15 protein-coding genes and 4 pseudogenes are annotated in these 25666 nt (G+C 32.9%); 12 read left to right on the forward strand and 7 right to left on the reverse strand.

Annotated features, from left to right (window positions below; translation table 11 throughout):
- Nucleotides 1-5: 5 nt before the first annotated feature.
- From mdh to ACPWTF_RS19875, 3 genes and pseudogenes are all read left to right on the forward strand, one after another.
- Nucleotides 6-941 carry a malate dehydrogenase gene (mdh, locus tag ACPWTF_RS19865; protein ID WP_250835262.1) on the forward strand — a complete coding sequence of 312 codons (936 nt, stop codon included), beginning with the start codon at nucleotides 6-8 and terminating at the stop codon, nucleotides 939-941.
- 222 nt (nucleotides 942-1163) lie between these two features.
- A pseudogene (secDF, locus tag ACPWTF_RS19870) lies at nucleotides 1164-4155 on the forward strand (protein translocase subunit SecDF).
- Nucleotides 4156-4241: 86 nt separating this feature from the next.
- Nucleotides 4242-4853, forward strand: coding sequence for an acyloxyacyl hydrolase (locus tag ACPWTF_RS19875; protein ID WP_427872648.1), 612 nt, complete (start codon nucleotides 4242-4244; stop codon nucleotides 4851-4853).
- 56 nt (nucleotides 4854-4909) lie between these two features.
- Here the strand turns inward: ACPWTF_RS19875 and lgt are convergent, their stop codons facing one another.
- The 6 genes and pseudogenes from lgt to ACPWTF_RS19905 form a co-directional block, all read right to left on the reverse strand.
- Nucleotides 4910-5842, reverse strand: coding sequence for a prolipoprotein diacylglyceryl transferase (gene lgt / locus ACPWTF_RS19880; protein ID WP_427872649.1), 933 nt, complete (start codon nucleotides 5840-5842; stop codon nucleotides 4910-4912).
- 64 nt (nucleotides 5843-5906) lie between these two features.
- On the reverse strand, nucleotides 5907-6155 hold the full coding sequence (gene yidD / locus ACPWTF_RS19885; RefSeq protein WP_095929800.1) for a membrane protein insertion efficiency factor YidD: 249 nt from the start codon (nucleotides 6153-6155) through the stop codon (nucleotides 5907-5909).
- A gap of 108 nt (nucleotides 6156-6263) precedes the next feature.
- A pseudogene (cysS, locus tag ACPWTF_RS19890) lies at nucleotides 6264-7746 on the reverse strand (cysteine--tRNA ligase).
- A gap of 53 nt (nucleotides 7747-7799) precedes the next feature.
- Nucleotides 7800-8165 (reverse strand): four helix bundle protein, encoded by a 366-nt coding sequence (locus ACPWTF_RS19895; protein ID WP_320493978.1) that lies wholly within the window; start codon nucleotides 8163-8165, stop codon nucleotides 7800-7802.
- Nucleotides 8166-8253: 88 nt separating this feature from the next.
- Complete coding sequence (gene folE, locus ACPWTF_RS19900; protein ID WP_095929803.1) at nucleotides 8254-8925, reverse strand: GTP cyclohydrolase I FolE; 672 nt, start codon at nucleotides 8923-8925, stop codon at nucleotides 8254-8256.
- Nucleotides 8926-9126: 201 nt separating this feature from the next.
- Nucleotides 9127-10323: a pyridoxal phosphate-dependent aminotransferase gene (locus tag ACPWTF_RS19905; protein WP_320493979.1), complete on the reverse strand. Its 1197-nt coding sequence runs from the start codon at nucleotides 10321-10323 to the stop codon at nucleotides 9127-9129.
- A gap of 123 nt (nucleotides 10324-10446) precedes the next feature.
- On the opposite strand from ACPWTF_RS19905, the gene ACPWTF_RS19910 reads away from it, so the two are divergent.
- From ACPWTF_RS19910 to ACPWTF_RS19935, 6 genes are all read left to right on the forward strand, one after another.
- Entirely contained in the window at nucleotides 10447-11772 is a 1326-nt protein-coding gene (locus tag ACPWTF_RS19910; protein ID WP_427872650.1) for a PDZ domain-containing protein, read from the forward strand.
- Between the two features lie 152 nt (nucleotides 11773-11924).
- On the forward strand, nucleotides 11925-12770 hold the full coding sequence (locus tag ACPWTF_RS19915) for a hypothetical protein (RefSeq protein WP_427872651.1): 846 nt from the start codon (nucleotides 11925-11927) through the stop codon (nucleotides 12768-12770).
- Complete coding sequence (locus tag ACPWTF_RS19920; protein WP_427872652.1) at nucleotides 12709-14562, forward strand: gliding motility-associated C-terminal domain-containing protein; 1854 nt, start codon at nucleotides 12709-12711, stop codon at nucleotides 14560-14562. The genes ACPWTF_RS19915 and ACPWTF_RS19920 overlap by 62 nt, the downstream gene beginning before the upstream one ends.
- 30 nt (nucleotides 14563-14592) lie before the next feature.
- Nucleotides 14593-15519: a PorP/SprF family type IX secretion system membrane protein gene (locus tag ACPWTF_RS19925; RefSeq protein WP_427872653.1), complete on the forward strand. Its 927-nt coding sequence runs from the start codon at nucleotides 14593-14595 to the stop codon at nucleotides 15517-15519.
- A 10-nt stretch (nucleotides 15520-15529) separates the two neighbouring features.
- On the forward strand, nucleotides 15530-17659 hold the full coding sequence (locus ACPWTF_RS19930) for an OmpA family protein (RefSeq protein ID WP_427872654.1): 2130 nt from the start codon (nucleotides 15530-15532) through the stop codon (nucleotides 17657-17659).
- A 137-nt stretch (nucleotides 17660-17796) separates the two neighbouring features.
- The gene (locus tag ACPWTF_RS19935) at nucleotides 17797-18282 is read left to right on the forward strand and encodes a hypothetical protein (protein ID WP_427872655.1); all 486 of its coding nucleotides are present in this window, start codon (nucleotides 17797-17799) and stop codon (nucleotides 18280-18282) included.
- Nucleotides 18283-18624: 342 nt separating this feature from the next.
- Here the strand turns inward: ACPWTF_RS19935 and ACPWTF_RS19940 are convergent.
- A pseudogene (locus ACPWTF_RS19940) lies at nucleotides 18625-19004 on the reverse strand (DUF1573 domain-containing protein).
- Nucleotides 19005-19293: 289 nt separating this feature from the next.
- On the opposite strand from ACPWTF_RS19940, the pseudogene ACPWTF_RS19945 reads away from it, so the two are divergent.
- The 3 genes and pseudogenes from ACPWTF_RS19945 to ACPWTF_RS19955 all read left to right on the forward strand — a co-directional run bounded on the left by ACPWTF_RS19945 (nucleotide 19294) and on the right by ACPWTF_RS19955 (nucleotide 25625).
- Nucleotides 19294-21928, forward strand: a pseudogene (locus tag ACPWTF_RS19945) (valine--tRNA ligase).
- 360 nt (nucleotides 21929-22288) lie between these two features.
- Complete coding sequence (locus ACPWTF_RS19950; RefSeq protein ID WP_427872656.1) at nucleotides 22289-23314, forward strand: hypothetical protein; 1026 nt, start codon at nucleotides 22289-22291, stop codon at nucleotides 23312-23314.
- Nucleotides 23274-25625, forward strand: coding sequence for a hypothetical protein (locus ACPWTF_RS19955; RefSeq protein WP_427872657.1), 2352 nt, complete (start codon nucleotides 23274-23276; stop codon nucleotides 25623-25625). Before ACPWTF_RS19950 ends, ACPWTF_RS19955 begins: the two co-directional genes overlap by 41 nt.
- Nucleotides 25626-25666: the final 41 nt, after the last annotated feature.

Here is a 25666-nt window from a genome sequence, read left to right on the forward strand (position 1 = left end):
AAAATATGAAAGTTACCATTGTAGGAGCAGGAAATGTTGGAGCTACATGTGCAGATGTTATTTCTTATAGAGGAATTGCTAGCGAAGTAGTATTGTTGGATATTAAAGAAGGTTTTGCCGAAGGTAAAGCATTGGATATTACACAATGTGCGACAAATACTGGTTTTAATACTAAAGTATCTGGCGTTACCAACGATTATTCTAAAACTGCAGGAAGCGATGTAGTAGTAATTACATCAGGAATTCCGAGAAAACCAGGAATGACAAGAGAAGAATTGATAGGTATAAATGCAGGCATTGTAAAAACAGTTGCCGAAAATGTACTCAAGTATTCTCCAAACACTATAATTGTTGTAGTTTCCAACCCAATGGACACTATGACGTATTTGGCTTTAAAAGCTACAGGTCTTCCAAAAAATAGAATTATAGGTATGGGAGGTGCTTTAGATAGTTCTCGTTTTAGAACATATCTTTCCTTGGCTCTAGATAAGCCAGCAAATGATATTTCGGCAATGGTAATTGGAGGTCATGGAGATACAACTATGATTCCGTTGACTCGTTTAGCATCTTATAACGGAATTCCGGTATCGGAGTTTCTTTCAGAAGAAGTATTGCAAAAAGTTGCTGCAGATACTATGGTTGGAGGAGCAACGCTTACAGGTCTTTTAGGAACGTCTGCGTGGTACGCACCAGGAGCTTCTGTAGCTTATTTAGTAGACAGTATTTTAAATGATCAGAAAAAAATGATTGCATGTTCTGTTTTTGTAGAAGGAGAATATGGTCAAAATGATATATGCATAGGAGTACCGTGTATAATTGGTAAAAACGGTGTCGAAGAAATTCTAGATATAAACTTAAACGATCAAGAAAAGGCTTTATTTGCGAAAAGTGCAGATGCAGTTCGTAGTATGAATGATGCCCTAAAAACGATTTTAGTATAATAAAAACGGCAAAAAAGAAAAGCTGCACTTTTGCAGCTTTTTTTTTGAGATTAATTAATAAATAAATTGGTTAATATTTTCGTTAATTATATATTTGCTCGGTTTAAAAAAAAATTGGTAATTCGTGATCTCGTTTTTTTGTTTTAAAAAATCATGTCAGGGCTTATTTTATGGGAGTTTAAAACAAAAACAAAAATAAAACATAATTAATTTTTAGTAATAATGCAGAATAAAGGACTTATTAAATTTTTCGCAATTCTATTTGCATTGGTAAGTATTTACCAACTATCATTCACTTTTGTGGCAAATGGTGTCAAAAGTGAAGCTAAAGCTTTTGCAGGAGATAATCCTGATAAAGAGCTGAAATATTTAGATTCTATTGGTAAAGAAAAAGTATTAAACCTTGGTTTTACTGATTTCACTTACAACGAAGTGAAAAACAAACAGCTTAATAAAGGTCTTGACTTAGAAGGGGGAATCAACGTGATTCTTCAAATTTCTATTAAAGATGTATTAAAAGGTTTGGCTAATAATTCTAAAAATCCAGTTTTTAATAAATCATTAGCTGATGCATCTGCAAATTTAGAAGGAAACAAAACGTATTTAAATAAGTTTTTTGAAGCTTTTGAAGCAAATTCAAAAGGAACTGTAAAATTGGCATCTCCAGATATTTTCGCTAACAGAAGTCTTCAAGGAGAAGGTGGAGTAGACTTTCAAATGTCTGATGCGCAAGTTCAAAAAGTTATCAAAAGAAAAGTTGATGAGTCTGTAGAAAGTGCTTTTAAAGTATTAAGAGAGCGTATCGACAAATTTGGTGTTACACAGCCAAACATCCAGAAATTAGGAGAAACAGGAAGAATCTTAGTAGAGCTTCCAGGTGCTAAGGATGTGGATAGAATTAAAAAATTATTAGGTGGAAAAGCTCAATTAGAGTTCTGGGAAACTTATAAAATTGAAGAAATTGGTAATTTCTTAGTTTCTGCTAACGAGGCTTTAAAGAAAACTGAAGTTAAAAAGACTGAAACTAAAACAGTTGTTAAAGATTCTTTGAATGCATTATTAACAGATGCTAAAGATTCTTCAGACGTTAAAAAAGGAAACAATCCTTTATTTGATAAAATTATTGGTAATGGTGGTGGACCAGTTTTAGGATATTTTGCTCCTAAAGATACTGCTGCTATCAATGAATATTTTAAAAGACCAGAAATTAGAGTTTTATTGGGTGCTGACCAACACTATGCAAAATTTGTATGGAGCAAGCCAACAACTATAAAAGATCCTAAAGCTAAAGATGTAAAAAGTGCAGCTGATATCGAAGTTGTTGAATTATATGCTTTAAAAGGAAACAGAGACAATAACCCAGCTATGAGTGGTGGTGTTGTAACTGATGCAAAAGATACTTTTGACCAAATGGGTAAACCTGCAGTTTCTATGCAGATGAACAGTCAAGGTGCTAAAGTTTGGGAAGAGTTAACAGGAAGAGCATTTGCTCAAAAAAGCTACATTGCTATTGTATTAGATGATATCGTATATTCTGCTCCAGGTGTAACAAGCGGTCCTATTGCTGGAGGAAGATCTGAGATTACAGGTTCATTTGATGTAGCTGAAACTAAAGATTTAGCAAACGTATTAAATGCGGGTAAATTACCAGCTTCTGCAGATATTATCCAGTCAACTGTTGTTGGTCCGATCTTTAGGACAAGCAGCTATTGATGCAGGTACAATCTCTTCTGTATTAGGTTTCTTATTAGTTTGTGTTTGGATGGTATTCTATTATGGTAAAGCAGGTTGGTATGCAAATCTTGCCTTATTATTGAACTTACTATTCTTATTCGGAATTATGGCAAGTTTTGGTTTTGTATTAACATTGCCAGGTATTGCAGGTATCGTGCTTACATTAGGTACAGCGGTAGATGCGAACATTATTATCTACGAAAGAGCGAAAGAGGAATTGCGTGAAGGTAAATCGCTTTCTGAAGCAGTTGCAGCTTCTTACGGATGGCATGGTGCAATGCGTTCTATTATCGATGCTAACGTTACTCACGTTTTAACTGGAGCTATCTTGTTTATTTTTGGAACAGGCCCTATTAAAGGTTTTGCGTTAACATTATTAATTGGTATCGTAACTTCATTGTTTACATCAATCTTTATTGCTAGAATCTTTATTGATAGAAACATTGCAGGTAAAGGGGATTTAACTTTCTCTACAAATATTACTAAAAACTGGTTTACTAATTTCCACTTTGATTTCATTAAAGTTAAGAAATTCACTTATATCTTCTCTTCTATTGTAACAGTAGTAAGTTTAACTTCTATTTTCTTTATTAATGGTTTAGATGAAGGTGTTGATTTTGTTGGAGGTAGAACTTTCCAAGTTAAATTTGAAAAACCAGTTGATGCAACTGCTGTTTCAGATGAATTATCTGCTGCTTTCGGTACTCCAGTTGAAGCTAAAATTTTAGGAGATGATGATCAATTGAAAATCACTACTAAATATAAAATTAAAGAAGATGGTGTGGCTATTGATGAAGAAGTGAATCAAAAATTATATGCTTCTCTACAGAAATATTTCCCGAATACTTCTTACGAGAAATTCATTAACTCTTTCGACGGTAAAAAAGTGGGTGTATTACAAGCGTCTAAAGTTGGGGCTTCTATCTCTGAGGATATTAAAACGAACTCATACTGGGCAGTTCTTGGAGCAATGGCAGTTATTTTCTTATACTTAATGGTATCTTTCCGTAAATGGCAATATTCATTAGGTGCAATTGCAGCTGTTGCGCACGACGTAATCTTTGTATTAGGAATTTACTCTTTATGCTACAAATTCATGCCATTCCACATGGAAATGGATCAGCACTTTATCGCTGCGATCTTGACTGTAATTGGTTACTCTATGAACGATACGGTAATTGTATTTGACAGGGTGAGAGAGTTTATCATCGGAAACCGTAAAGGAAGTTTTGAAGATATCGTAAACGCTTCTATTAATACTACATTATCAAGAACATTGAATACTTCATTAATGATGATTATCGTATTATTAACGATGTTTATCTTTGGTGGAGAGTCTATTAGAGGATTTATCTTCGCAATGTTAATCGGTATTATCGTTGGTACTTACTCTTCATTATTTATCGCTACTCCTGTATTGGTTGATACGATTTCTAGTGATGAGAAACACACAATCGAAGACAAACATAATAAAGCATAATTACTGTTTTAATTATATAAAAAAAGATCCAGCGAAAGTTGGATCTTTTTTTTGTGCTATATTTAAATGGAATTTTAAAAAGATTTATGACAAGAAAATTACTTTTAGTTTTATTGTTTCTTATGGCTGTAAAAAGCACTGCCCAGCAAGATGATTCAAATTTTTCTTTAGGTTTTAATTATGGTTTTGGAAGTGAATTTAGTAATAGAAACTACACGTTTACAAATCACTTTTATAAAGTCCAGCTGTATTACAAGATAAAAGAAGCAAAGCATTTTCAGTATCAGATTTTAGTTCAGCCTGAGATTAATTTTGCTGAGCATCAATTATTGAATTTCTATTTTGTAAAGCCTGAAACACCAAATTATCAGCAAAAAAGAGATGAATATACGCGTTTAAAAGATGTTCGCGAATATGTGGTTAATTGTGGTTTTTTGACTCGTAAACCTGTAGGTGAAGTTTGTTCTTTTTATGTTTTAGGCAGTATTGGTCCTATGATTACAGATACAGAAACAGAGCGAATTTCTAAAGGTTTTGCTTTTGCCGATGTTTTAGCGGTCGGTTTCACTGCAAGTTGTAATAAATTTCAGTTTGATGTTCGTCCAAGTATAAGGCATGTTTCTAATGCTGGATTAGGAAGCAGTAATGCGGGCTATAATACAAAGAATATTGAATTTGGTATATCGTATCAATTATAAAAAGAAAAAGCCCAATATGTAAGATATTGGGCTTCTTTATTTAAGAGTAATTGATTTTATGCTTCAGCTAAAGGATTTCTCTGAGCTCTTATGATAAAGAAAAGTCCAATAATGATAAATGGTATGCTTAGCCATTGACCTGTTGAAAATAAGCCTAATTCGCTTTCAAAACCTCCTTGGCTTTCTTTTACAAATTCTACAACGAAACGAACAGCAAATAATAACACTAAAAATAATCCGAATAAAAGACCAGATTTAAGTCTTGCATTTGTTCTCCAGTATAAAAAGAATAAAATAGCGAATACAAATACATAACAGAAAGCTTCATATAATTGAGTTGGGTGTCTTGAAGGGACTTCTGCTAATAATGTTGCAAACTTTGGATTTGTGGCAATTGCAGTATAAGCGTCTTTAGGGTCTGCAATTCCCGTTTTCTGTACTGCTTCGGCTTTACTGAATGTATCGTGAAGAAATCGAATTCCGAATGCAGAATTAGTTTCATGACCAATAATTTCAGAGTTAAAGAAATTTCCTAAACGCACAAAAATAGCTCCGCTTGCAACAGGAATTACTACGCGGTCTAATATCCATAATAAAGAGCGTTTTAGTATTTTTTTGCTGTAATAGTACATTGCAATAATTATTGCAATTGCAGCTCCGTGACTAGCTAATCCTTGGAAGCCTGTAAATTGAAACTCAGGCTCGAATTTAAATGGGAGGAAAATTTCAAGTAAATGATTTCTGAAATATTCCCAATCATAAAAGAAAACATGACCTAAACGTGCTCCAATCAAGGTTGCTAGAACTGTCCAAACAAACAAAGAATCTAGTTTTTCAATTGATTCATTTTCTCTTTCGAAAATCTTTTTCATTAAGAACCATCCTAATCCAAAAGCAATTACAAACATTAAGCTGTAATAGCGAATCATAAAAAATCCTAAGTTGATTCCCTCAGAAGGATTCCAAACTAAATTTAAGGCGTGTGTCATGTATAAATGTTTTTATATAGCTGTAAAAATAAATATTTAATGTAAAGTACCGCTTTCTAAAAAGTTAATGTTTGTGGTTGCATTTCTTTTCTGGTACAGGATCGTAACCGGTTCTTCCCCAAGGATGACAACTCAAGATACGTTTAATGCCTAAATATCCGCCATAAAACAATCCGTGAATTTGTAGTGCCTGAATCATATAAGTCGAACAAGTTGGCTCAAATCTGCAGGATGCGGGTGTAAATGGTGAAATGGCCGTCTGATAAAAACGGACTAACAATACAAATGGATATATTAGAATTTTTGAAAACATATTTTTTTTGTATAAGTTAGTTTATAGTGGTCAGTGTTCAGTTTTTAGTGTACAGTCAGTTCAAAGTTTGAATCTGAACACTAAAATAGTGAACACTGACCACTTTTTTTATTGTATACTAAAAGTAGTTCCTTCTTTTCCGTCTTTAAGCTGAATACCTAAAGCAATTAATTGATCGCGAATCTGGTCAGAAAGTGCAAAGTTTTTATCTGCTCTAGCTTGATTTCTCATGCCAATAAGCATATTTACTACACCTTCCAATTTATCGCTATCAGCATCAGCCGCTTTGTCATCGTTAAGTCCTAAAACGTCATATACGAAAGCGTTTACCGCTGTTTTGAAATCAATTAAATCTTCGCTAGAAATCGTTTCTTTGCCATCTTTTAATAGATTGATATAACGAACAGCTTCAAATAATTGCGCAATTAAAATTGGCGTATTGAAATCATCATTCATTGCATCGTAGCAAAGTTGTTTCCATGCGCCGAAATCTATTGAACTAGAACTTCCTGCAGTAATGTTTGGTAAAGCATCAAGTGCTTCCATTAATCTTTTATATCCTTTTTCGGCAGCCACAATTGCGTCATCAGAAAAATCTAAAATACTTCTATAGTGTGCTTGAAGCATGAAAAAACGCGTCACTGAAGCAGAAAATGGCTTGCTTAAGATGTTGTTGTCTCCGCTAAGAATTTCGCCTGGAAGAATATTGTTTCCAGTCGATTTTGCCATTTTCTTTCCGTTTAAGGTAAGCATGTTGGCGTGCATCCAATAATTTACTGGAGCCTGACCAGTGCAAGCTTCGTTTTGAGCGATTTCACATTCGTGGTGTGGGAATTTTAAATCCATTCCACCTCCGTGAATGTCAAAATGATTGCCAAGATATTTGGTGCTCATTGCAGTACATTCCAAATGCCATCCAGGGAAACCATCGCTCCAAGGAGAAGGCCATCTCATGATATGTTCTGGCTCAGCTTTTTTCCACAACGCAAAATCTTGTGGGTTTCTCTTGTCAGATTGTCCGTCAAGATCACGCGTATTTGCCAACATATCGTCGATATTTCTACCGCTTAAGATACCGTAATTATTGGTTTCGTTGTATTTTACAACATCAAAATATACAGATCCATTGGCAACATAACCAATGCCTTTATCTATGATTTTTTTAATAATTTCGATTTGCTCAATAATATGACCTGTCGCTGTAGGTTCAATGCTTGGCGGTAAAAAGTTGAACGCTTTTAGAATGTTATGAAAATCTACAGTATAGCGCTGTACAACTTCCATTGGTTCCAATTGCTCTAAACGTGCCTTTTTAGCAATTTTATCTTCACCTTCATCCACATCATCTACGATATGTCCAACATCGGTAATATTTCGAACATAACGAACTTTATAATCCAAATGAAGAAAATATCTAAAAATTACATCAAAAGACATAAAAGTTCTCACGTTTCCTAAATGGACATTACTATATACGGTATGGTCCACAAACATACATTCCAACATTTCCATCATGGATGGGTTTGAAATCTTCTTTTTCGCCAGAAAGCGAATTGTATATTTTGAGCGGTTGCGTTGTATATAATGGCATAAAATTTATGTTTAACCGTTTAATCGTTTATTTGTTTAATCGTACTGAACGGATTAGTCTTGTGAAAGATAATATTTTTTTAGATTATTTATTTGATTGCAAATTTTTTCAATTTTTTCCCTTGATGTCGTATATTCTAACTCTGAAACATAATTTAAATCTTTAGAGATAATTAAATGATTTAAAGTTTCCATTGCAGATGAATACGATATCGTCAAAAAATGAGCTTTGTCCTTGCTTGTATTTCTTGAAGTTCCTTCAGCAATATTTGTTGCAATCGAAGATGCACTTCTTTTTATTTGAGATGTTATTCCGAATAATTCATTTGACGGAAATTTACTAGTTAATTTATAAATATCCAAAATTAACATTCTTGCATTTTGCCACACTTCAAGCTTCTCAAAAGAAAAAATGTACATTTTTTTTTGTTTAATTGTTTAGTTTGTTTAATTGTTTAACCGAAAATTAAGTTTAACGATTAAACAAATAAACGATTAACCCAAATATTTAGAACTGAGTGTCTAGTTTAATATAGTCTAAGAATTCTCTTTTCGTTTGAGGATCTTTGAATTTTCCGCCGAACTCAGAAGTAACAGTGCTACTTTCGATATCTTTAATACCGCGAGAGTTTACACAAAGGTGTTTTGCATCGATAACGCAAGCAACATCTTCTGTTCCTAAAGCTTTTTGTAATTCTTGAACAATCTGCATTGTAAGACGCTCCTGTACTTGAGGTCTTTTAGCATAATACTCAACGATACGATTCATTTTTGATAAACCAATCACACGTCCGCTTGAGATATAAGCCACGTGAGCACGTCCAATAATTGGCAGTAAATGGTGTTCGCAAGTAGAATAAACTGTAATGTTTTTTTCTACAAGCATTTCGCCATATTTATAGTTGTTGTCAAAAGTAGAAGCTTTTGGCTGTTTTGCTGGGTTAAGACCACCAAAAATTTCCTTTACAAACATTTTTGCAACTCGGTTTGGAGTTCCTTTGATGCTGTCATCTGTCAAATCCATTCCAAGAGTTTGCAGAATGCTTTCAACATCTTTTTTAATTTTTTCTATTTTTTCTTCGTCAGTTATATCAAAAGCATCTTCTCTTAGAGGATTTTTTGCATTACTGCTAAAGTGATTATCTCCTATTTCGTCTAAAAATTCTTCGTTGTTTATCATTAAAACTACTATTAGTATATGTATTCCTTTTTAAGGCGGTAAAGATAATTAATAAATAGGAAACCTTTTCTATCGTTTTTAGGATTTAATTACTCCTTTTTGGATATAATTTAAATTTTGGAGAGAAATACCGTTATTAGAAACAAAAAAGACAACAACGAAAAACGTTATTGTCTTTTTAAATCTATTATAATGAATTGATTATCTGTTATTGTAAACCAATAAAGCTTCTTTTAGAATGTTTACGGCTGTAATCAAATCTTTTTTGTTTAGAACATAAGCAATACGAACCTGATTTAGTCCCATTCCAGGTGTCGAGTAGAAGCCTTTGGCAGGAGCAATCATTACCGTTTCGCCATTTAAATTGTAACTTTCAAGCAACCATTGTGCAAAATCGTCTGAATCTTTTATTGGAAGTTCTGCAATGCAATAAAAAGCACCTTTTGGTTTTGTTACAATAACACCGTCAATTTTGTTTAATTCGGCAATCAGCGTGTTGCGGCGTTCTTTATATTCTGCAATTACTTCATCAAAATAACTTTGAGGTGTGTCAATGGCAGCTTCGCAGGCAATTTGTTCAATTGTTGGCGGACTCAAACGTGCTTGAGCAAATTTCATTACGGTTGCCAAGACGTCTTTATTTTTAGTAACCAAACAGCCAATTCTTGCTCCGCACATACTGTAGCGTTTAGAAACAGAATCAACCATGATTACATTTTGCTGTACATCTTCTAAATTCATTACAGAAAAGTGCACATCGTCGCCATCATATAAAAACTCACGGTACACTTCATCTGCGATTAAGTATAAATCGTGTTTTTTAATTAAACTAGCCAATTGTTTGATTTCTGTTTCAGAATATAAATATCCAGTCGGATTTCCAGGGTTGCAAATCAGAATGGCCTTTGTTTTTGGTGTAATTAATTTTTCGACTTCTTCAATGCTTGGTAATGCAAAAGCAGTTTCGATAGTAGAAACTAAAGGAACTACAGTTGCACTTGTTGAAGATGCAAAAGCGTGATAATTAGCATAAAATGGTTCTGGAATAATAATTTCATCTCCAGGGTCTGTAATTGTGGCCAGTGCAAAAAGTAAGGCTTCAGAACCACCAGTAGTTACAATGATGTCTTCTGTGTTAACGTTTACATTTTGGCGCTGGTAAAATTCTGCTAATTTTTTTCTATAGCTTTCATATCCGGCAGACGGACTGTATTCTATAAGAGTTAAATCAATATTTTTTACCGCCTCGATGGCCACTTCCGGTGTCTTGATATCCGGTTGACCAATGTTTAAGTGATACACCTTGTGTCCTTTTTTCTTTGCTAAATCAGCAAAAGGAGCCAGCTTGCGTATCGGAGATTCGGGCATGTTTCTTCCCTTGAGTGAAATTGTCGGCATGAGTATAAATTATTGAAGTGCAAATTTGCATATTTTTTTCGTATTTAACGTAAATAATAAGGGTACTTCTAAAAATGTAACAATAATAAATATATTTACTAATTTTATAATAAAATATTGTCAATGAAAAAATATATAGTATTGTTTTTTGGGTTATTCTTACCTTTTTTGCTTTTTGGACAAGGCGATTTCATATTGGAAAACAATGCAACTAAGGCTACAATACCTTTTAAACTGATTAATAATCTTATTTTTATTCCTATAAAAGTAAATGGAGTAGAATTAAATTTTCTATTGGATTCTGGCGTAGAAGAAACAATTCTCTTTAGTATGGAAGAACAGCAAGAAGTTAGTTTTAACAATGTTGTAAAAATTAAACTTCGTGGTTTAGGAAGCGAAGAGGAAATAGAAGGCCTAAAATCGACAAAAAATATTCTAGAAACTCATGGTCTAAAATCAAGCGATCATATGGTTTTTATTATCCTAGATCAAAGTTTTAATTTGTCTTCTCATATCGGAATTCCTGTAAACGGAATTATCGGGCATAAATTCTTTAGAGATAATTTTGTTGAAGTTAATTATCAGAAAAAGAAAATAATAGTTCACGCAAAGACTGCTAGGTATCAAGAAAAACTAGATAAAAAGTTTAAAATGGTTCCGATAACTGTAGAAAAAGCGAAACCATATATCATGACAACCGCTACAGTTAATAATGAGCAAGTTCCAGCAAAGCTTTTAATTGATATTGGAAATAGTGATGCTTTCTGGATTTTTGAAAATGATAAAATAAAACTCCCAAATAAAAATTTTCCGGACTTTTTAGGAAAAGGATTTAGCGGAGACATTGAAGGACATCGTGCTAAAATTGATAAATTTTCTATTGACGAATTTGATTTTAAAAAACCAATTGTTTCTTTTCCAGATTCTGCTTCAATTCGTAACGTTAAGATGGTTCCAGGACGTATAGGGTCTGTTGGAGGCGAAGTTTTGAAACGATTTACCTTGGTTTTAGATTATGGAGGAAAAAAACTGTACTTAAAAAGGAATAGTAAATTTGGAGAGCCTTTTACCTATAATAAGAGCGGAATCACGGTGCAGCACAACGGACTTCAGTGGGTACAGGAAACAGTGCATTTAGAAACCGTGCGAGTTGCATCTTCAATGGGAGAACTGCAGGAAAAGGACAAAAACGACAATAATTTTAAATATAAATTTGCTCTTAAGCCTGTTTATGAAATAGTGAATGTACGCAAAAATTCTGCTGCTGAAAAATGCGGATTGCTTAAAGGAGATATTATTGTCAGTATTAATAAAGCGCAACCCTACAAGTATACTCTTCAGCAAATAAATAATCTTTTAAAATCAGAAGATGATGTATGGATTAATCTTGAAGTCGAACGAAATAGTTTGGTGCTTAAATTTAGATTTAAACTTGAAGATGAGCTGTAAAAAGATTTGCATTATATTAATTGGTTGATTATTTTTTTAAACCGCGTTTCATGTTGCTTTATTGAAGGAATGTATGTTTTTTGTGAAAATAAGTTTGTTAAAAATTAGTTTTTTAGTTAAATATTTTCTTATGTTTAACAAAAAATTAATCTATGGCAAAAAACTACATTAGCTACCTACATTTTGTATTGTTTTTTATTTTTTTTACTGTACTTCCTTCAAAACTAAGTGCTCAATGTGCTGGTAATGATAATGTAAATGAATTAATTTGCGATGTCACCAATCCAATATATCAATCCGTAGATTTATTTTCTTTGTTAGGCGGTTCTCCAGTTCCAGGCGGAACATGGACAGATGATAATAATTCAAAAGGGCTAAATCCTTCTACGGGTATTTTAAATGCTCAATTTATCCTTAGTGGAGGAGAATATCATTATACTTACACAGCTCCGGCCACTTCGGGTTGTACAGATAATAAAGCAGTAGTCACAATTACGATTGGTGCATACGTTGGAGTCGGATCTCAAGCAACAGTTTGTAACGAGAATGGCTTATTTAATCTTTTTACGGCTTTTGATAGTAAGGTAATGGGGCCGCATGTAAACGGAAAATTTACCACTACTACAGGTCAGCCTGTAGAATCTACAATAGAGATCGGGCAATATACAACCAAAACTACACTTGACTTCATTTATACCGTGCCCCCAGTGCTTGCGTGTTCTCCTAACTCAAAGTCTACCAATGTACAAGTAACTATTTATATAGCTCCAAAAATAGGAAGGCCAGTAGATTTGGAGTTATGCGGCACTACAGATTTGGCAGGTTATACCAATTTAGATTTATTTGATCAGCTAATTGGAGGAGATAGAGGAGGTAACTGGACAGGTACAGGCTTAACATCTGCCACAGATCATAATATTAATCTTCAAGAATTGTTTGACGCGAATCGAACCTGGCGTATATTCTTATACCTATACTGTTTTAGCAGTTCCTGGTAATAATATATGTAAAAATAAAGACGTTAAAGTAAATATAACTCTCGAAAAAAGACTTGATTTTACAGGATCAAAAATAGAAGCTAGCAAAGATATTTGCGAATCTGAGATTTCGACCGCCACTTACTCGGCAAAAATTATGCAAGGACCAGATAATATCCCTAATGGAACATACGATGTTAACTTTAGTGTTGTTGGGCCAGGAGTGTCATCATCTGAAAACGTAAGGGGAAATTTTGTAAATGGCGAATTTAATTTCCCCATACGATCGTCTTATTTTAAACAAGTAGGGGATTATACTATTACTGTTACAAGTATAAAGTCTACAACAAGCAAAGGTACATGTGTAAACATATTTAATCCGTTTTCAACTGTTTTAAAGATTTATCCGTTGCCACGTTTAAACAATGCTACATTAACAGCGCTTCCAATTTGTCAAAATGATATGGCCACAATTGAAATTGCTGCACCCCAATTGCTTGATGGACTTTACCGTATTTCATATAATATTAATGGAGATAATTTAGCTCTGGGCGAAACCGCAGAAATGCAGTCTGTTGGCGGAAAAGCATCATTTACAATTCCGGGAAACCTGAGTACAAGAAGCGGATTATCAGTAATTACGATTTACAGCATAACAAATATTACGAATCCTTCGCCGCAGTGTACCAATACAGCAAATGTTGCAGGAAATCTGTATATAAATCCATTGCCAAATACATTGACAGTAAAAGCAGCAGTAAAAGATTATTGTTTGAATGCGCCTGTTACCGTTGCCGTTTCAGGATTAGAAACTTTAACCAATGTCATTATTTCTTATGCATTGTCAGAAGCTAATATATCTGCGGTACAAACGATTACTAAAGCAGTAACAAATGGTAAATTAGATTTTGTTATTCCTGCCGAATTGCTTTTAAATTCAGGCGAGACAAAAATTACATTATTGAATCTAACGAATACAGTTACCAATTGTGAGGTAAGTTTAATCAACATTACAGATGATTTCGTAATAAATCCAATTCCTCCAGCACCAGCTGTTTTAGATCAGCAATTTTGTAAAGTGGATGAAGCTGTAATAGCGAATCTAGAGCCAAAAGGAACTCAATATAAATGGTACAATTCTGCAACAGCAACAACGCCACTTGCAGTCGATTATGTCTTAAAAACAGAAGATTATTTCGTTAGAGAAACTGCTGTTACAGGCTGCGTTTCAGAACCAGCAAAAGTTTCGGTAATTATAAATGATACAGCTGCACCAGAAATGAATGAAACGGCAGATTTTTGCGGACTGGCCAATCCAAAAATAAGTGATCTTTCTAATAAAACAAATGTTCCGGCAACGGTAGCTTGGTATGATGCGGTGGATGGAAATTTACTGGCATCGACCACATTATTAGTTCATAATGCAATTTATTATGGATACGATTTAAATGAAACAACCCACTGTTTGTCAGAAAGCTATAAAGAAGTAAAAGTCTCACTGCAGGACTGCGAGGTCGCACAGTACGAGTTCTTTATTCCAGATGGATTTTCGCCAAACGGAGACGGTGTAAACGATTCGTTTGTGATAAAAGATATTGAATTTTTATATCCAAATTATACACTTGAAATTTATAATAGATACGGAAACGGAATGTATAAAGGAGATAATAATAAACCTGCTTGGGATGGCAAAAACTACGAAAAAAGCGGTATCGCTGGAGGTATTGCACCCAACGGAGTTTATTTTTATGTGTTGCATTTCAATAAAGACAATAAACCGCCACAGCAAGGTCGTCTTTATTTAAATCGATAAATCCTTTTTACATTTTAATATAATTTTCAAATGAAAAAAATAATACTTCTTATAAATTTCCTTTTCTATTTATCCGTTTCTGCTCAGCAAGATCCAGAATACACCCATTATATGTATAATATGAGTGTAGTCAATCCGGCTTATGCGACTGGAGTTCCTGCCATGATGAATTTTGGCGGATTGTACAGAACGCAATGGGTTGGTGCTTATGGCGCTCCAAAAACATTTACCTTTTTTGGGCACACAGCTATTAATGATAAAATAGAAGCTGGTATCTCATTCGTTTCAGATGATATAGGAGATGGAGCTAAAAAAGAGAATAATGTTTATGCTGATTTTGCTTATGTTTTAAAACTAGGCGGAAAAAATAAATTGTCTCTGGGGTTAAAAGCTGGATTTTCGTCTATGCAAAGCAATTTTAATGGTTTTCGTTTTACAGACCCTCAAACAGATATTGCTTTTTCGGAAAATATAAATGCAACAAAACCTAATATTGGAGTTGGAGCGTATTATTTTAGAGATAATCTATATGTAGGATTGTCTGCCCCAAACTTATTGAAGTCAAAATACATTGAAGAAAAGTCAGGAGTGAATGCTTTTGGCTCCGAAGAGATTCATACTTTTTTGACTGCTGGTTATGTTTTTCAGCTCAACAACGCATTGAAATTGAAACCCGCATTTATGTCCAAATTTGTAAAAGGTGCGCCAATAACTTTAGATGTTTCAGCCAATGTTCTTTACAACGAAAAGTTCGAATTTGGAGCTTCTTATAGAATAGATGATTCTGTAAGTGCGCTTTTCAATATTAATGTTACACCGACCTTAAGAGTGGGGTATGCTTACGATTATACGCTTACGAACTTCGGACAATTTAATTCTGGAACACATGAAATTATGCTGTTGTTCGATCTGGACTTGTTAGGAAAAGGATTTGATAAATCTCCAAGATTCTTCTAAAATGAAAAATATGAAAAAATTACTCGTTATTATATTCGTATTTTCAATACAGTTTATAAATGCACAAGATCTAGAACTAGCTAGAGCAAAACGTTTTTTTGACAAAACGTATTACAGCGAAGCTATTATTTTATACCAAAAATTGGCAGACGAAAAACCGTCTCAAGAAGTGATTAAAAATCTAGCCGATTCTTATTTCTATACTAACGACTTAGTAAAAGCACAGCGTTATTACCGTCTTTTGATTTCAAATTACAGCAATAATTTAGACCGAGAATATTATTTTAGATATGCGCAGACTTTAAAAGCAACAAATAGTAATGATGATGCAAACGCCAATTTAAAAGAATATTATGCTAAATCTGCCAACGCAGAAGATCTTGTCAATTTTGAAAAAGACTTTAAAACATTAGAAAATGTTACGGCAATTGGTAAACGTTTTGAGATTAAAAACCTTGCGATAAATACACCAAATTCTGAATTTGGAGCTGTGAAATATAAAGAAGACCTAGTTTTTGCTGGTGTGAAATTGAAGCCTGGTTTATTTGATAAAAAGTTTAAATGGGATAACGAAACGTATTTGAATTTGGTTTCAATTCCTTTAAAGAATATTAATTCAAGAGATTCTATAGTTCATTATTTTGCTAAAGAATTAAAAACCGGAATGCATGAATCGAATGCTGTTTTCACAAAAGATGGCAAAACGATGTATTTTACCCGAAACAATTCTAAAAACGGAAAGAAGAAAAAAGACGATAAGAAAATCTCTAATCTTCAGATTTTTAAAGCAGAATGGGTTGAAGGAAAATGGACGAAAATTACTTCGCTTCCATTCAATAGTCCGAATTATTCTGTGGAGCATCCTGCTTTGAGTGCAGATGAAAAAGTATTGTATTTTGCTTCAGATATGCCAGGATCTCTAGGTTCTTTCGATATTTATTCCGTTAATATTAATAAAGGAGCATTTGATACTCCGAAAAATTTGGGTCCAGAAATTAATACAGATAAAAGAGAGCAATTTCCTTTTGCCTCTGCAGATAATAAGCTTTATTTTTCGTCTGACGGACATTTGGGCTACGGATCTTTAGACGTTTTTGTTTCTGATATTAACGGAAATGAGTATTCAAAACCTATTAATGTAGGACTTCCGTTAAACTCTAATTTAGATGATTTCGCTTTTAACATTGATTCTAATACCAAAGAAGGATTTTTTGCTTCTAATAGAGAAGGAGGAAAAGGGAGCGATGATATTTATCAATTCAAAGAAATAAAAGATTTGATTGTTGAAGATTGCAAGCAATTAATCGCGGGAACAATTACAGATATTGATACGCAATTGGCTCTAGAAAATGCAACGGTATTATTACAAGATTCTGAAAGTAAAACTTTAAATACCATTACAACTTCTGCTGATGGAAAATTCAGTTTTACGGTTCCTTGCGAGGCTTCGTATAAAATTTCAGCTTCCAAAGAAAACTATACAAATGCTTCAAAAATACTGACATTAGACAAAACAAGAGATAAAGTTAATGACGGTTCTTTAGCTTTAAAATCATTGGAAGTTATTAAACAGGAAGAAAAATTAATTGCTGAAAATAAGAGAAAGCAAGAAATTATTATTGAAGAAGAAAACAAGAAAAAAGAAGCTTTGGTGGCAATTGAATTGAAAGAAAAAGAGAAAAAAGCCAAAGAAGCGGCAATCGTTGCAGCTGAAGTTAAAAAGCAGGAAAAAGTAAAAGAGATATTGGCAAAGGAAAAAGATGTTGTTAAAGATAAAGATCGTTTAATCATAAAAACAAATCCAATTTACTTTGATTACAATATGTGGTATATCCGAAAAGAATCAAAAGTAGTTTTGGGCAGGGTAGTAGAGCTGATGAAGAAATATCCAGATATGAAAATCGAAATTGGTTCGCATACCGATTCTAGAGGAAATGCAAAATTTAATGAAGATTTGTCTCAAAAGAGAGCCAATTCGACAAGAGAATTTATAATTCAGTCTGGTATTGATGCAAAACGAGTTATGGCAAAAGGGTATGGAGAATCGGTGCCCATTATTAAATGTAAAACAGACGAATCTTGCTCAGAAGAAGAGCATGAATTGAACAGAAGATCTGAATTTGTAATCAAAAGTTTGTAATTTTTTTTAACATAGTAAACCCGACAGATTTTAAAAACCTGTCGGGTTTCATTTTTACAGAAAAACTTTGCCGAAACCTTTTTACGGAAATCTTTTTTCTTTAATTTTATAGTGATATCAACGAAATAAAAAAAAATATGAGAAATCTAACCTTGTCTTGTTTGCTTTTATCCTTTATTGGATTGCAAAGCTGTAAAAATGAAGAAAAACAAAAAGCTACTGAAGCTGCAAAAGCAGAAGGTGAAGCGGTGGTAAGCACTGCATGCTATAAAGCGATTTATGAAAAGGACACAATAGATTTAAAATTGAATACTTTAAAAAACGGAAAATTAGCGGGAGATATGATTATGAGAGTTGCGCCTTCAACTGTTAGAACAGGAGAAGTGGCAGGTGAGTTTCATGGTGATACTTTATTTGTGGACTACACTTTTAAAGACAATGTAAATGGAGATAAAACATTCAAGAACCCGATGGCACTTTTAAAACGTAACAACCAGCTTATTTTAGGAAATGGTGTTATGCAAACTACAATGGGTGTTACTTATTTGGTAAAAGATAAGCCAATTGATTTTGAAAGCGTAAAATATAAATTTGATTCTGTTGAATGCGCTGAGAAGAAATAAAAGAAGAAAGATTTGAGAGTCAAGATGTTTCTCTTCAAAAATAAAACGAAGCTGTCTCAAAAGGACAGTTTTTTTATTGGACACAAATATTTATAACATTTTTTTGATCTGTAAAAACCCCAGCGGGGTGGAATATTTATAGAAGTGGTAATATCAAAAATGGATAAAGCTCCAGAGGAGCGACATATTTTTTCTGTAGACTTAATATATGACGCTCCTCTGGAGCTTTATGTTGTAATCATTTATTCTTTTTCTATAAATATTTTGCTTCTCTGAAGCTTTTAAAAAAAATAGCCGTCCATTTGAGACAGCTATTTTTGTTATTTTTAGAAGTTTAAATTCTTATTGAACTTCACCCTTAATTTTAAGAGCTACTCTTCCGTCAGGATAGTTTACTGCGTTTGTTTCAACAGTAATTGTTTTACGAATAGGTCCTGCTACCATGTTATATTTTACATCGATTTTCCCTTTTTTGCCCGGCATAATTGCTGCTGCAGGTTTGGTAACAACGATTGAACTTAGCGTAGATTCTGCGCCTGTAATTAATAAAGGAGCATCACCAGTGTTTGTAAATTCAAAGGAACGAAGTCCATTGTCTCCTTTAGAAATTTTTCCATAATCAATTGTATTGTCTGGGGCTGCAAATTCAATTTTGGGCCGTTTTGTGCATAACTTACTGCGCTAAACAATAAGACTGCAATAAAAGAGGCTGCATTTTTCATATGAAATCTTTTTTTTAATTGTAAGTAAATATACATTCTTTTAATTAACACACAAATTATTATTTCTCTTTTTATAGTCTACTTAATTATTTACTTTTGCTGTCAGTTATAAATACAAAAATTGAACCATTTTTTTGTTTGACTGTTTAGTCGTTTATTTGTTTAATCGTTGAGATTGATTTATAAAAGACTTTTTTTAACAGAAAATAAGAAAACAAATCAATTTGAAATTCGATGATCAAAACCGATTAAACGGTTAAACAAATTAACGATTAAACAACCCTAGTAAATGACAATTCCAGCACAATTTGACGCTAAGACGATTGAGAGTAAATGGTATGATTACTGGATGAAAAACAATTATTTTCATTCAGAACCAGATCATAGAACACCGTACACCATTGTAATTCCGCCGCCAAACGTCACTGGAGTCCTTCACATGGGACATATGTTGAATAATACGATTCAGGATGTTTTAATTCGCCGTGCACGTCTTAAAGGATTCAACGCTTGTTGGGTTCCAGGTACAGATCACGCCTCTATTGCAACTGAAGCAAAAGTGGTAGCGAAATTAAAAGCAGAAGGAATCAATAAAAACGATTTGACTCGCGAAGAATTCCTAAAACATGCTTGGGAATCGAACCGATAAATATGGTGGAACAATATTAGAACAACTTAAGAAGTTAGGAGCTTCTTGCGATTGGGAACGCACTAAATTTACGATGGATCCAGATATGTCTGCATCTGTAATTAAATCGTTTGTAGATTTATACAACAAAGGTTTGATTTACAGAGGATACCGTATGGTAAACTGGGATCCAGAAGCAAAAACGACTCTTTCTGACGAAGAAGTAATTTATGAAGAACAGCAAGGAAAATTATTTTTCTTAAAATATAAAATTGAAGGTTCGGAAGATTTCTTGACGATTGCAACGACACGTCCTGAGACTATCTTTGGAGATACTGCCATCTGTATCAATCCAAACGATGAGCGTTTTACACATTTAAAAGGTAAAAAAGCGATTGTTCCAATCTGCGGAAGAGTAATTCCGATTATTGAAGACGAATATGTTGATGTTGAATTCGGAACAGGATGTTTGAAAGTAACGCCTGCACACGATATGAACGACAAAACTCTTGGTGAAAAACATAACCTAGAAATCGTTGATATTTTTAATGAAGATGCAACATTAAACAGCTTCGGTTTACATTATCAAGGAAAAGACCGTTTTGTAGTTCGTACAGAAATTGCAAAAGAACTGGAAGAAATTGGGGCTTTAGCAAAAACAGAAATACACTTAAATAAAGTGGGAACTTCTGAAAGAACAAAAGCAGTAATCGAACCAAGATTATCTGACCAATGGTTCTTGAAAATGGAAGAATTGGTAAAACCAGCAATTAAGTCGGTTTTAGAAACAGGAGAAATTAAATTACATCCAAAACGTTTCGAAAATACATATGCGCACTGGTTAAACAATATTCGTGACTGGAACATTTCTCGTCAATTATGGTGGGGACAACAAATTCCTGCTTATTATTACGGAGACGGAAAAGAAGATTTTGTAGTTGCAGAAAATATCGAAGATGCTTTAGCTTTAGCAAAAGAAAAAACATCTAACAGCTCACTTACAACATCTGACTTAAAACAAGACGTTGACGCTTTAGATACATGGTTTTCATCTTGGTTATGGCCAATGTCAGTTTTTGGCGGAATTATGGATCCAGAAAGTCCAGATTTTAAATACTATTATCCAACAAACGACTTGGTTACAGGTCCAGATATTTTATTTTTCTGGGTTGCGAGAATGATTATTGCAGGTTATGAATATGCTGGAGAAAAACCATTTACAAACGTATATTTAACAGGTTTAGTTCGTGATAAACAACGCCGTAAAATGTCTAAATCATTAGGGAATTCTCCTGATCCTTTAGATTTGATCGATAAATTTAGTGCAGACGGAGTTCGTGTAGGATTGCTTTTAAGTGCTTCTGCTGGAAACGATATTATGTTTGATGAGGAATTGTGCAGTCAAGGAAAAGCGTTTTCAAACAAGATTTGGAATGCTTTTAAATTGATTAAAGGTTGGGAAGTTTCAGAAACTATCGCACAGCCAGAATCGTCAAAAGTGGCTATTGAATGGTACGAAGCGAAATTGCAGCAAACTTTAGTTGATATTGAAGATAATTTTGAGAAATACAGAATTTCAGATTCTCTTATGGCAATTTATAAATTGGTTTGGGATGATTTCTGTTCTTGGTTCTTAGAAATGATCAAACCGGCATACCAACAGCCAATTGACAGCGTAACTTTCGCGAAAGCGATCGAAATGTTAGAAAACAACTTGAAGTTATTGCATCCTTTTATGCCTTTCTTAACAGAGGAAATTTGGCAGTTAATCGCTGATAGAACGCCTGAAGAAGCTTTAATTGTTTCGACTTGGCCAGAAGTAAAACCGTTTGACGCAAAATTAATTGCTGATTTTGAAAACTCAATTGAAGTAATTTCTGGAATAAGAACAATTCGTAAAGACAAAAATATTCCGTTTAAAGATGCCATCGAATTAAAAGGAATCAACAGCGAAAATGTTTCTACTTACTTTGATTCGATCATAACGAAATTAGGAAACGTTTCTGCTTTTGAATATGTTTCAGAAAAAGTAGACGGTGCATTGTCTTTCCGTGTAAAATCAAATGAATATTTCATTCCGATTACAGGAAACATCGACGTTGAAGCTGAAATTGCAAAACTGACAGAAGAATTAAATTATACAAAAGGATTCTTGAAATCTGTTGAAGCAAAACTTTCAAACGAGAAATTCGTAAACGGAGCTCCAGAAAAAGTCCTTAATTTAGAAAAACAAAAACAAGCTGATGCTCTCGCAAAAATTGCGACAATAGAGCAGAGTTTGGCTGGTTTGAAGTAAGAGTCAAATCTCTGTTTTAATTATATAATTAAACCCGACAGGTTCAAAAATCTGTCGGGTTTGTTGTTTTATACATACAGTTTGTCATTCCTGTAACTATACGCATTGTCAGTCTGAGCGAAGTCGAAGACCACGCTAGAAGCTCCGCAATAAAAATCGCCAATCTTTGTCGAGCCACTTACGGAGATTCCTCGTTCCTCGGAATGACAATATTATGGTATTTCTTTTCTAAAATCAATCAGATTTATTGTTTTTACATGTCACTTTTTTTATAAAAAATAAATTGGACTTTTATGATTTTGTGTTTTAAAATGATATAAATTTAATACGATTTTTCACTATCTAAATTTTCCTTTTCAAATGAAAAAAATATTATTTTTTGTATCCATTTTGACTCTTTTTTTCTCTTGTTCCAACAAAATTGAGAATGTTGAGAAATCTTTTTATTACTGGAAAAGTAACAACTGGAGTTTGAATTCAAAGGAAAGTAAGGTTTTAAAAGATTTAGAAGTCAGGAAATTGTATATTAAGTTTTTTGAGATTGATCATAATGAAGCTTATGGAGATTTTCCTGTTTCCAAAACCTCTTTGCGTTTTTATCAAAAGGAAGATTTTTTAATTGTTCCAACGGTATATATTAAAAACGAGGTTTTTAAAAACACGAATAGACAAAGGATAGATACACTTGCCAATAATGTTGCTTTTTTGATTAATAAATATACAAATGAAAGATTTGAAGGTGCTATTGCGACAAAAGAATTTCAAATGGATTGTGATTGGACTTTGACAACAAAGGATAATTATTTTTATTTTTTGAAGAAATTAAAGGCAGTTTCAAAAAAAGAAATTAGCTGCACATTGAGATTATATCCTTATAAATATCCTAAAAAAATGGGTATTCCTCCTGTAGACAAAGCAACTTTAATGTGTTATAATTTGATAAATCCTTTAGGGAATCATTCTAAAAACTCCATTTTAGATATAGAAGAATTAAAACTTTATCTCAATAAGAAAAGAAAATATCCACTCCACTTAGATATTGCGCTGCCCACTTATTCTTGGATGCAGGTCTATAAAAATGATCATTTCTACAAAGTGATTTATGAGGGACAGAAAGAGGTTTTAAAATCTTTGAAAGAAATTAAACCTTTGTGGTACGAGGTGACAAAAGATACGGTCGTCGATAATTTTTATTTAAGAATTGGAGACAAGATTAAATACGAAAATTTAACCTCAAAGAAAATTAATGAGGCAATTGAAGTCATCAAAAAGAATGTCGACTTTGACGCCAATACAACAGTAACATTATTTCATTTAGACGAAGAACAATTAAGTAATTATAGCAATGAAGAACTTTCTAGTTTTTATAGCAATTTTAGTAAGTAATAGCATTTTTGCTTGCGGGTTTTATCCGTTTGGGGAAGAAATCCGATATTCATTTTTTAACCCTTCGAATTTTAATTACTATCCTTATTCAGAATTTAATTATTCTTATAATTCATTCTATCCAAATATAGACGGTGTGTACCCGCAAGGTTCAATCGATGAGAATGAAAAACTTTGGATGAAATATTGTCGAAGTAAAGTTTCTATCGAAGCTATACGAAGCATTTTATATGATTTTAATGAAGAGGATATTAATGAAAAATCTTCGAATGAAATGCTTTTGTATTTTTATAAAACTAAAAATATAGAAGCCATAAATTATTTAAAATTTGCTAAAACCTGCGAACCTCTTAACGGAATGTATGGCGATTCATGGGAAAAAAAGGAAGGAGCTACAATGCCAAAGAGAAAAAATCTTATAGATAAAGCCATAAAAATTTCTAATAAGGTTAAAGATAATGAAATCAAATTACGATATGCGTTTTTGGCTATTAGACTAGCCTATTATAATAATGATTTGGAACAAATCAAATCATTGTATGATACTATTTTTAAAAACCAAAAAAAGAAAGATATACTTAATTACTGGAGTTTATATTTTAGGACATTTGCCGAAACCGATAAAGCCTTAGCGAATTTTTATGCTGCTCAAGTTTTTGTAAAAGCTCCAGATAAGCGCTTTATAATTTCTCAGGTATTTAACTCTAAAATTTCATTGGAAGATGTTTTAAAGTATGCTAAAAATGATGAAGAAAGAGCCAATGTTTATTTTTTAGCAGGTGTAAAAAAGAGCAATCAAGCCTTGTTTTGTTTAGAAAAAGTCTATCAGTACAATCCAAAATTTGAAGGCCTTTCTTTTTTGCTTCTTAGAGAAATTAATAAAATTGAGGATTGGGTTTTTACTCCTTATTATTCTTTATTTAATCCAGCGGTTTCAAAATATGACTATTGGTCAGACGATGCAAATAATTCGATAAAAGATGTTTTAAATAGGGTAGAAAATGATAGGATTTACGCTGGCAAAGTGTTGCAATTTGTAAGCAACGTAAAACTTAAAAAAATTAATGACCCAATTTTATGGAAGTTAGGGAAGTCTTATTTATCATTTGTAACTAAAGACAACCAGGGCTGTTTGAATGAAATTGCTGCTATAGAAAAGAAAATTTCTAAAACAGGGCCCCTTTATAATCAAATAAAAATTATAAAAGCATTAGCCTTAACTGCTAATCAGGAAAAAGGAAAAGCTGTTATTTTGGATGCAGTAAAACCAATTCTTCTTGAAAATGAAAAAAATAGAAAATTTTTATTTGCTATTGGAAGGGAATTAGAATACAAACAGAATACATTGGATGCCGCTTTTTTATATTCAAAACTTAATGAAGTTGTGACAGAGCCTGCTGATTATTCTGAAAATAATACAGCAGTTTGGAAAACTTTAAAAAACAAAAGCAATTCATACAGGGATTTTTATTCTAATTACTTTGAATACATTGATGTGATTTATTCGCCAGAACAAGTGCGGGAAATAGTAGAAAGGATTGAAAATAAAAGAGAGAAGCTAGATTCGTTTTCAGAATGGAAACAAAATTATCTTAAAAAAGAAATTCCAAGATTATACGATTTGATTGGAACAAAATACATTCGTCAAAACAATCTCAAACTAGCCTCTGAATATTTTGGAAAATTGGATATTGACGAAATTGCCAGTTACGCAGATTGTCTTTGGGAAAAACCAAATTGCAAAGAATCAGATATGTTTGATGTAAATCCGTTTTTTGTCCTTAAGTATACTCCTGAGTTTATTAAGCAAGAAAAGCCCTTTAGATTAAATAAAAGAAGCATTACAGAACATTTGATATTATATATTAAAAAGGCTTCTAATCCGAAAGAAGTCAATAAGGACTATTATTATTTTTTAACAGCGAATGCTTATTATAACATGACGCAAAATGGAAATTCATGGATGATGCGCCGTTACAATTGGCATCATTATGTTGATGATACTCCTTTTGAAGATGAGAAAGAATATTTTCAAGGTAATTTAGCACAGCAATATTATCTTTTAGCGTTAAAGCATGCTAAAACAGATAAGTTTAAAGCTTTATGCTTGAGAATGATAGGAAGGTGCGAAAAAAACAAACTACAATATCAATACCCTGATGATTACTATAGCCAAATTGAAAATTATGATGATTTTCTTTTAAGTAAAAATAAATACTATCAGGATTTAAAATCGAAATATGCAGATGATTATGTTGATCTAATGTCTGACTGCAGTTCTTTTGAAGAATATTTTAAGGCGAGAAGGTAAAAAACAAAATCCCAATATTGAATTTCAGTATTGGGATTTTG

The sequence above is a fragment of the Flavobacterium sp. MMS24-S5 genome (assembly GCF_050320125.1).
Classification (GTDB): Bacteria; Bacteroidota; Bacteroidia; order Flavobacteriales; family Flavobacteriaceae; genus Flavobacterium; species Flavobacterium tyrosinilyticum.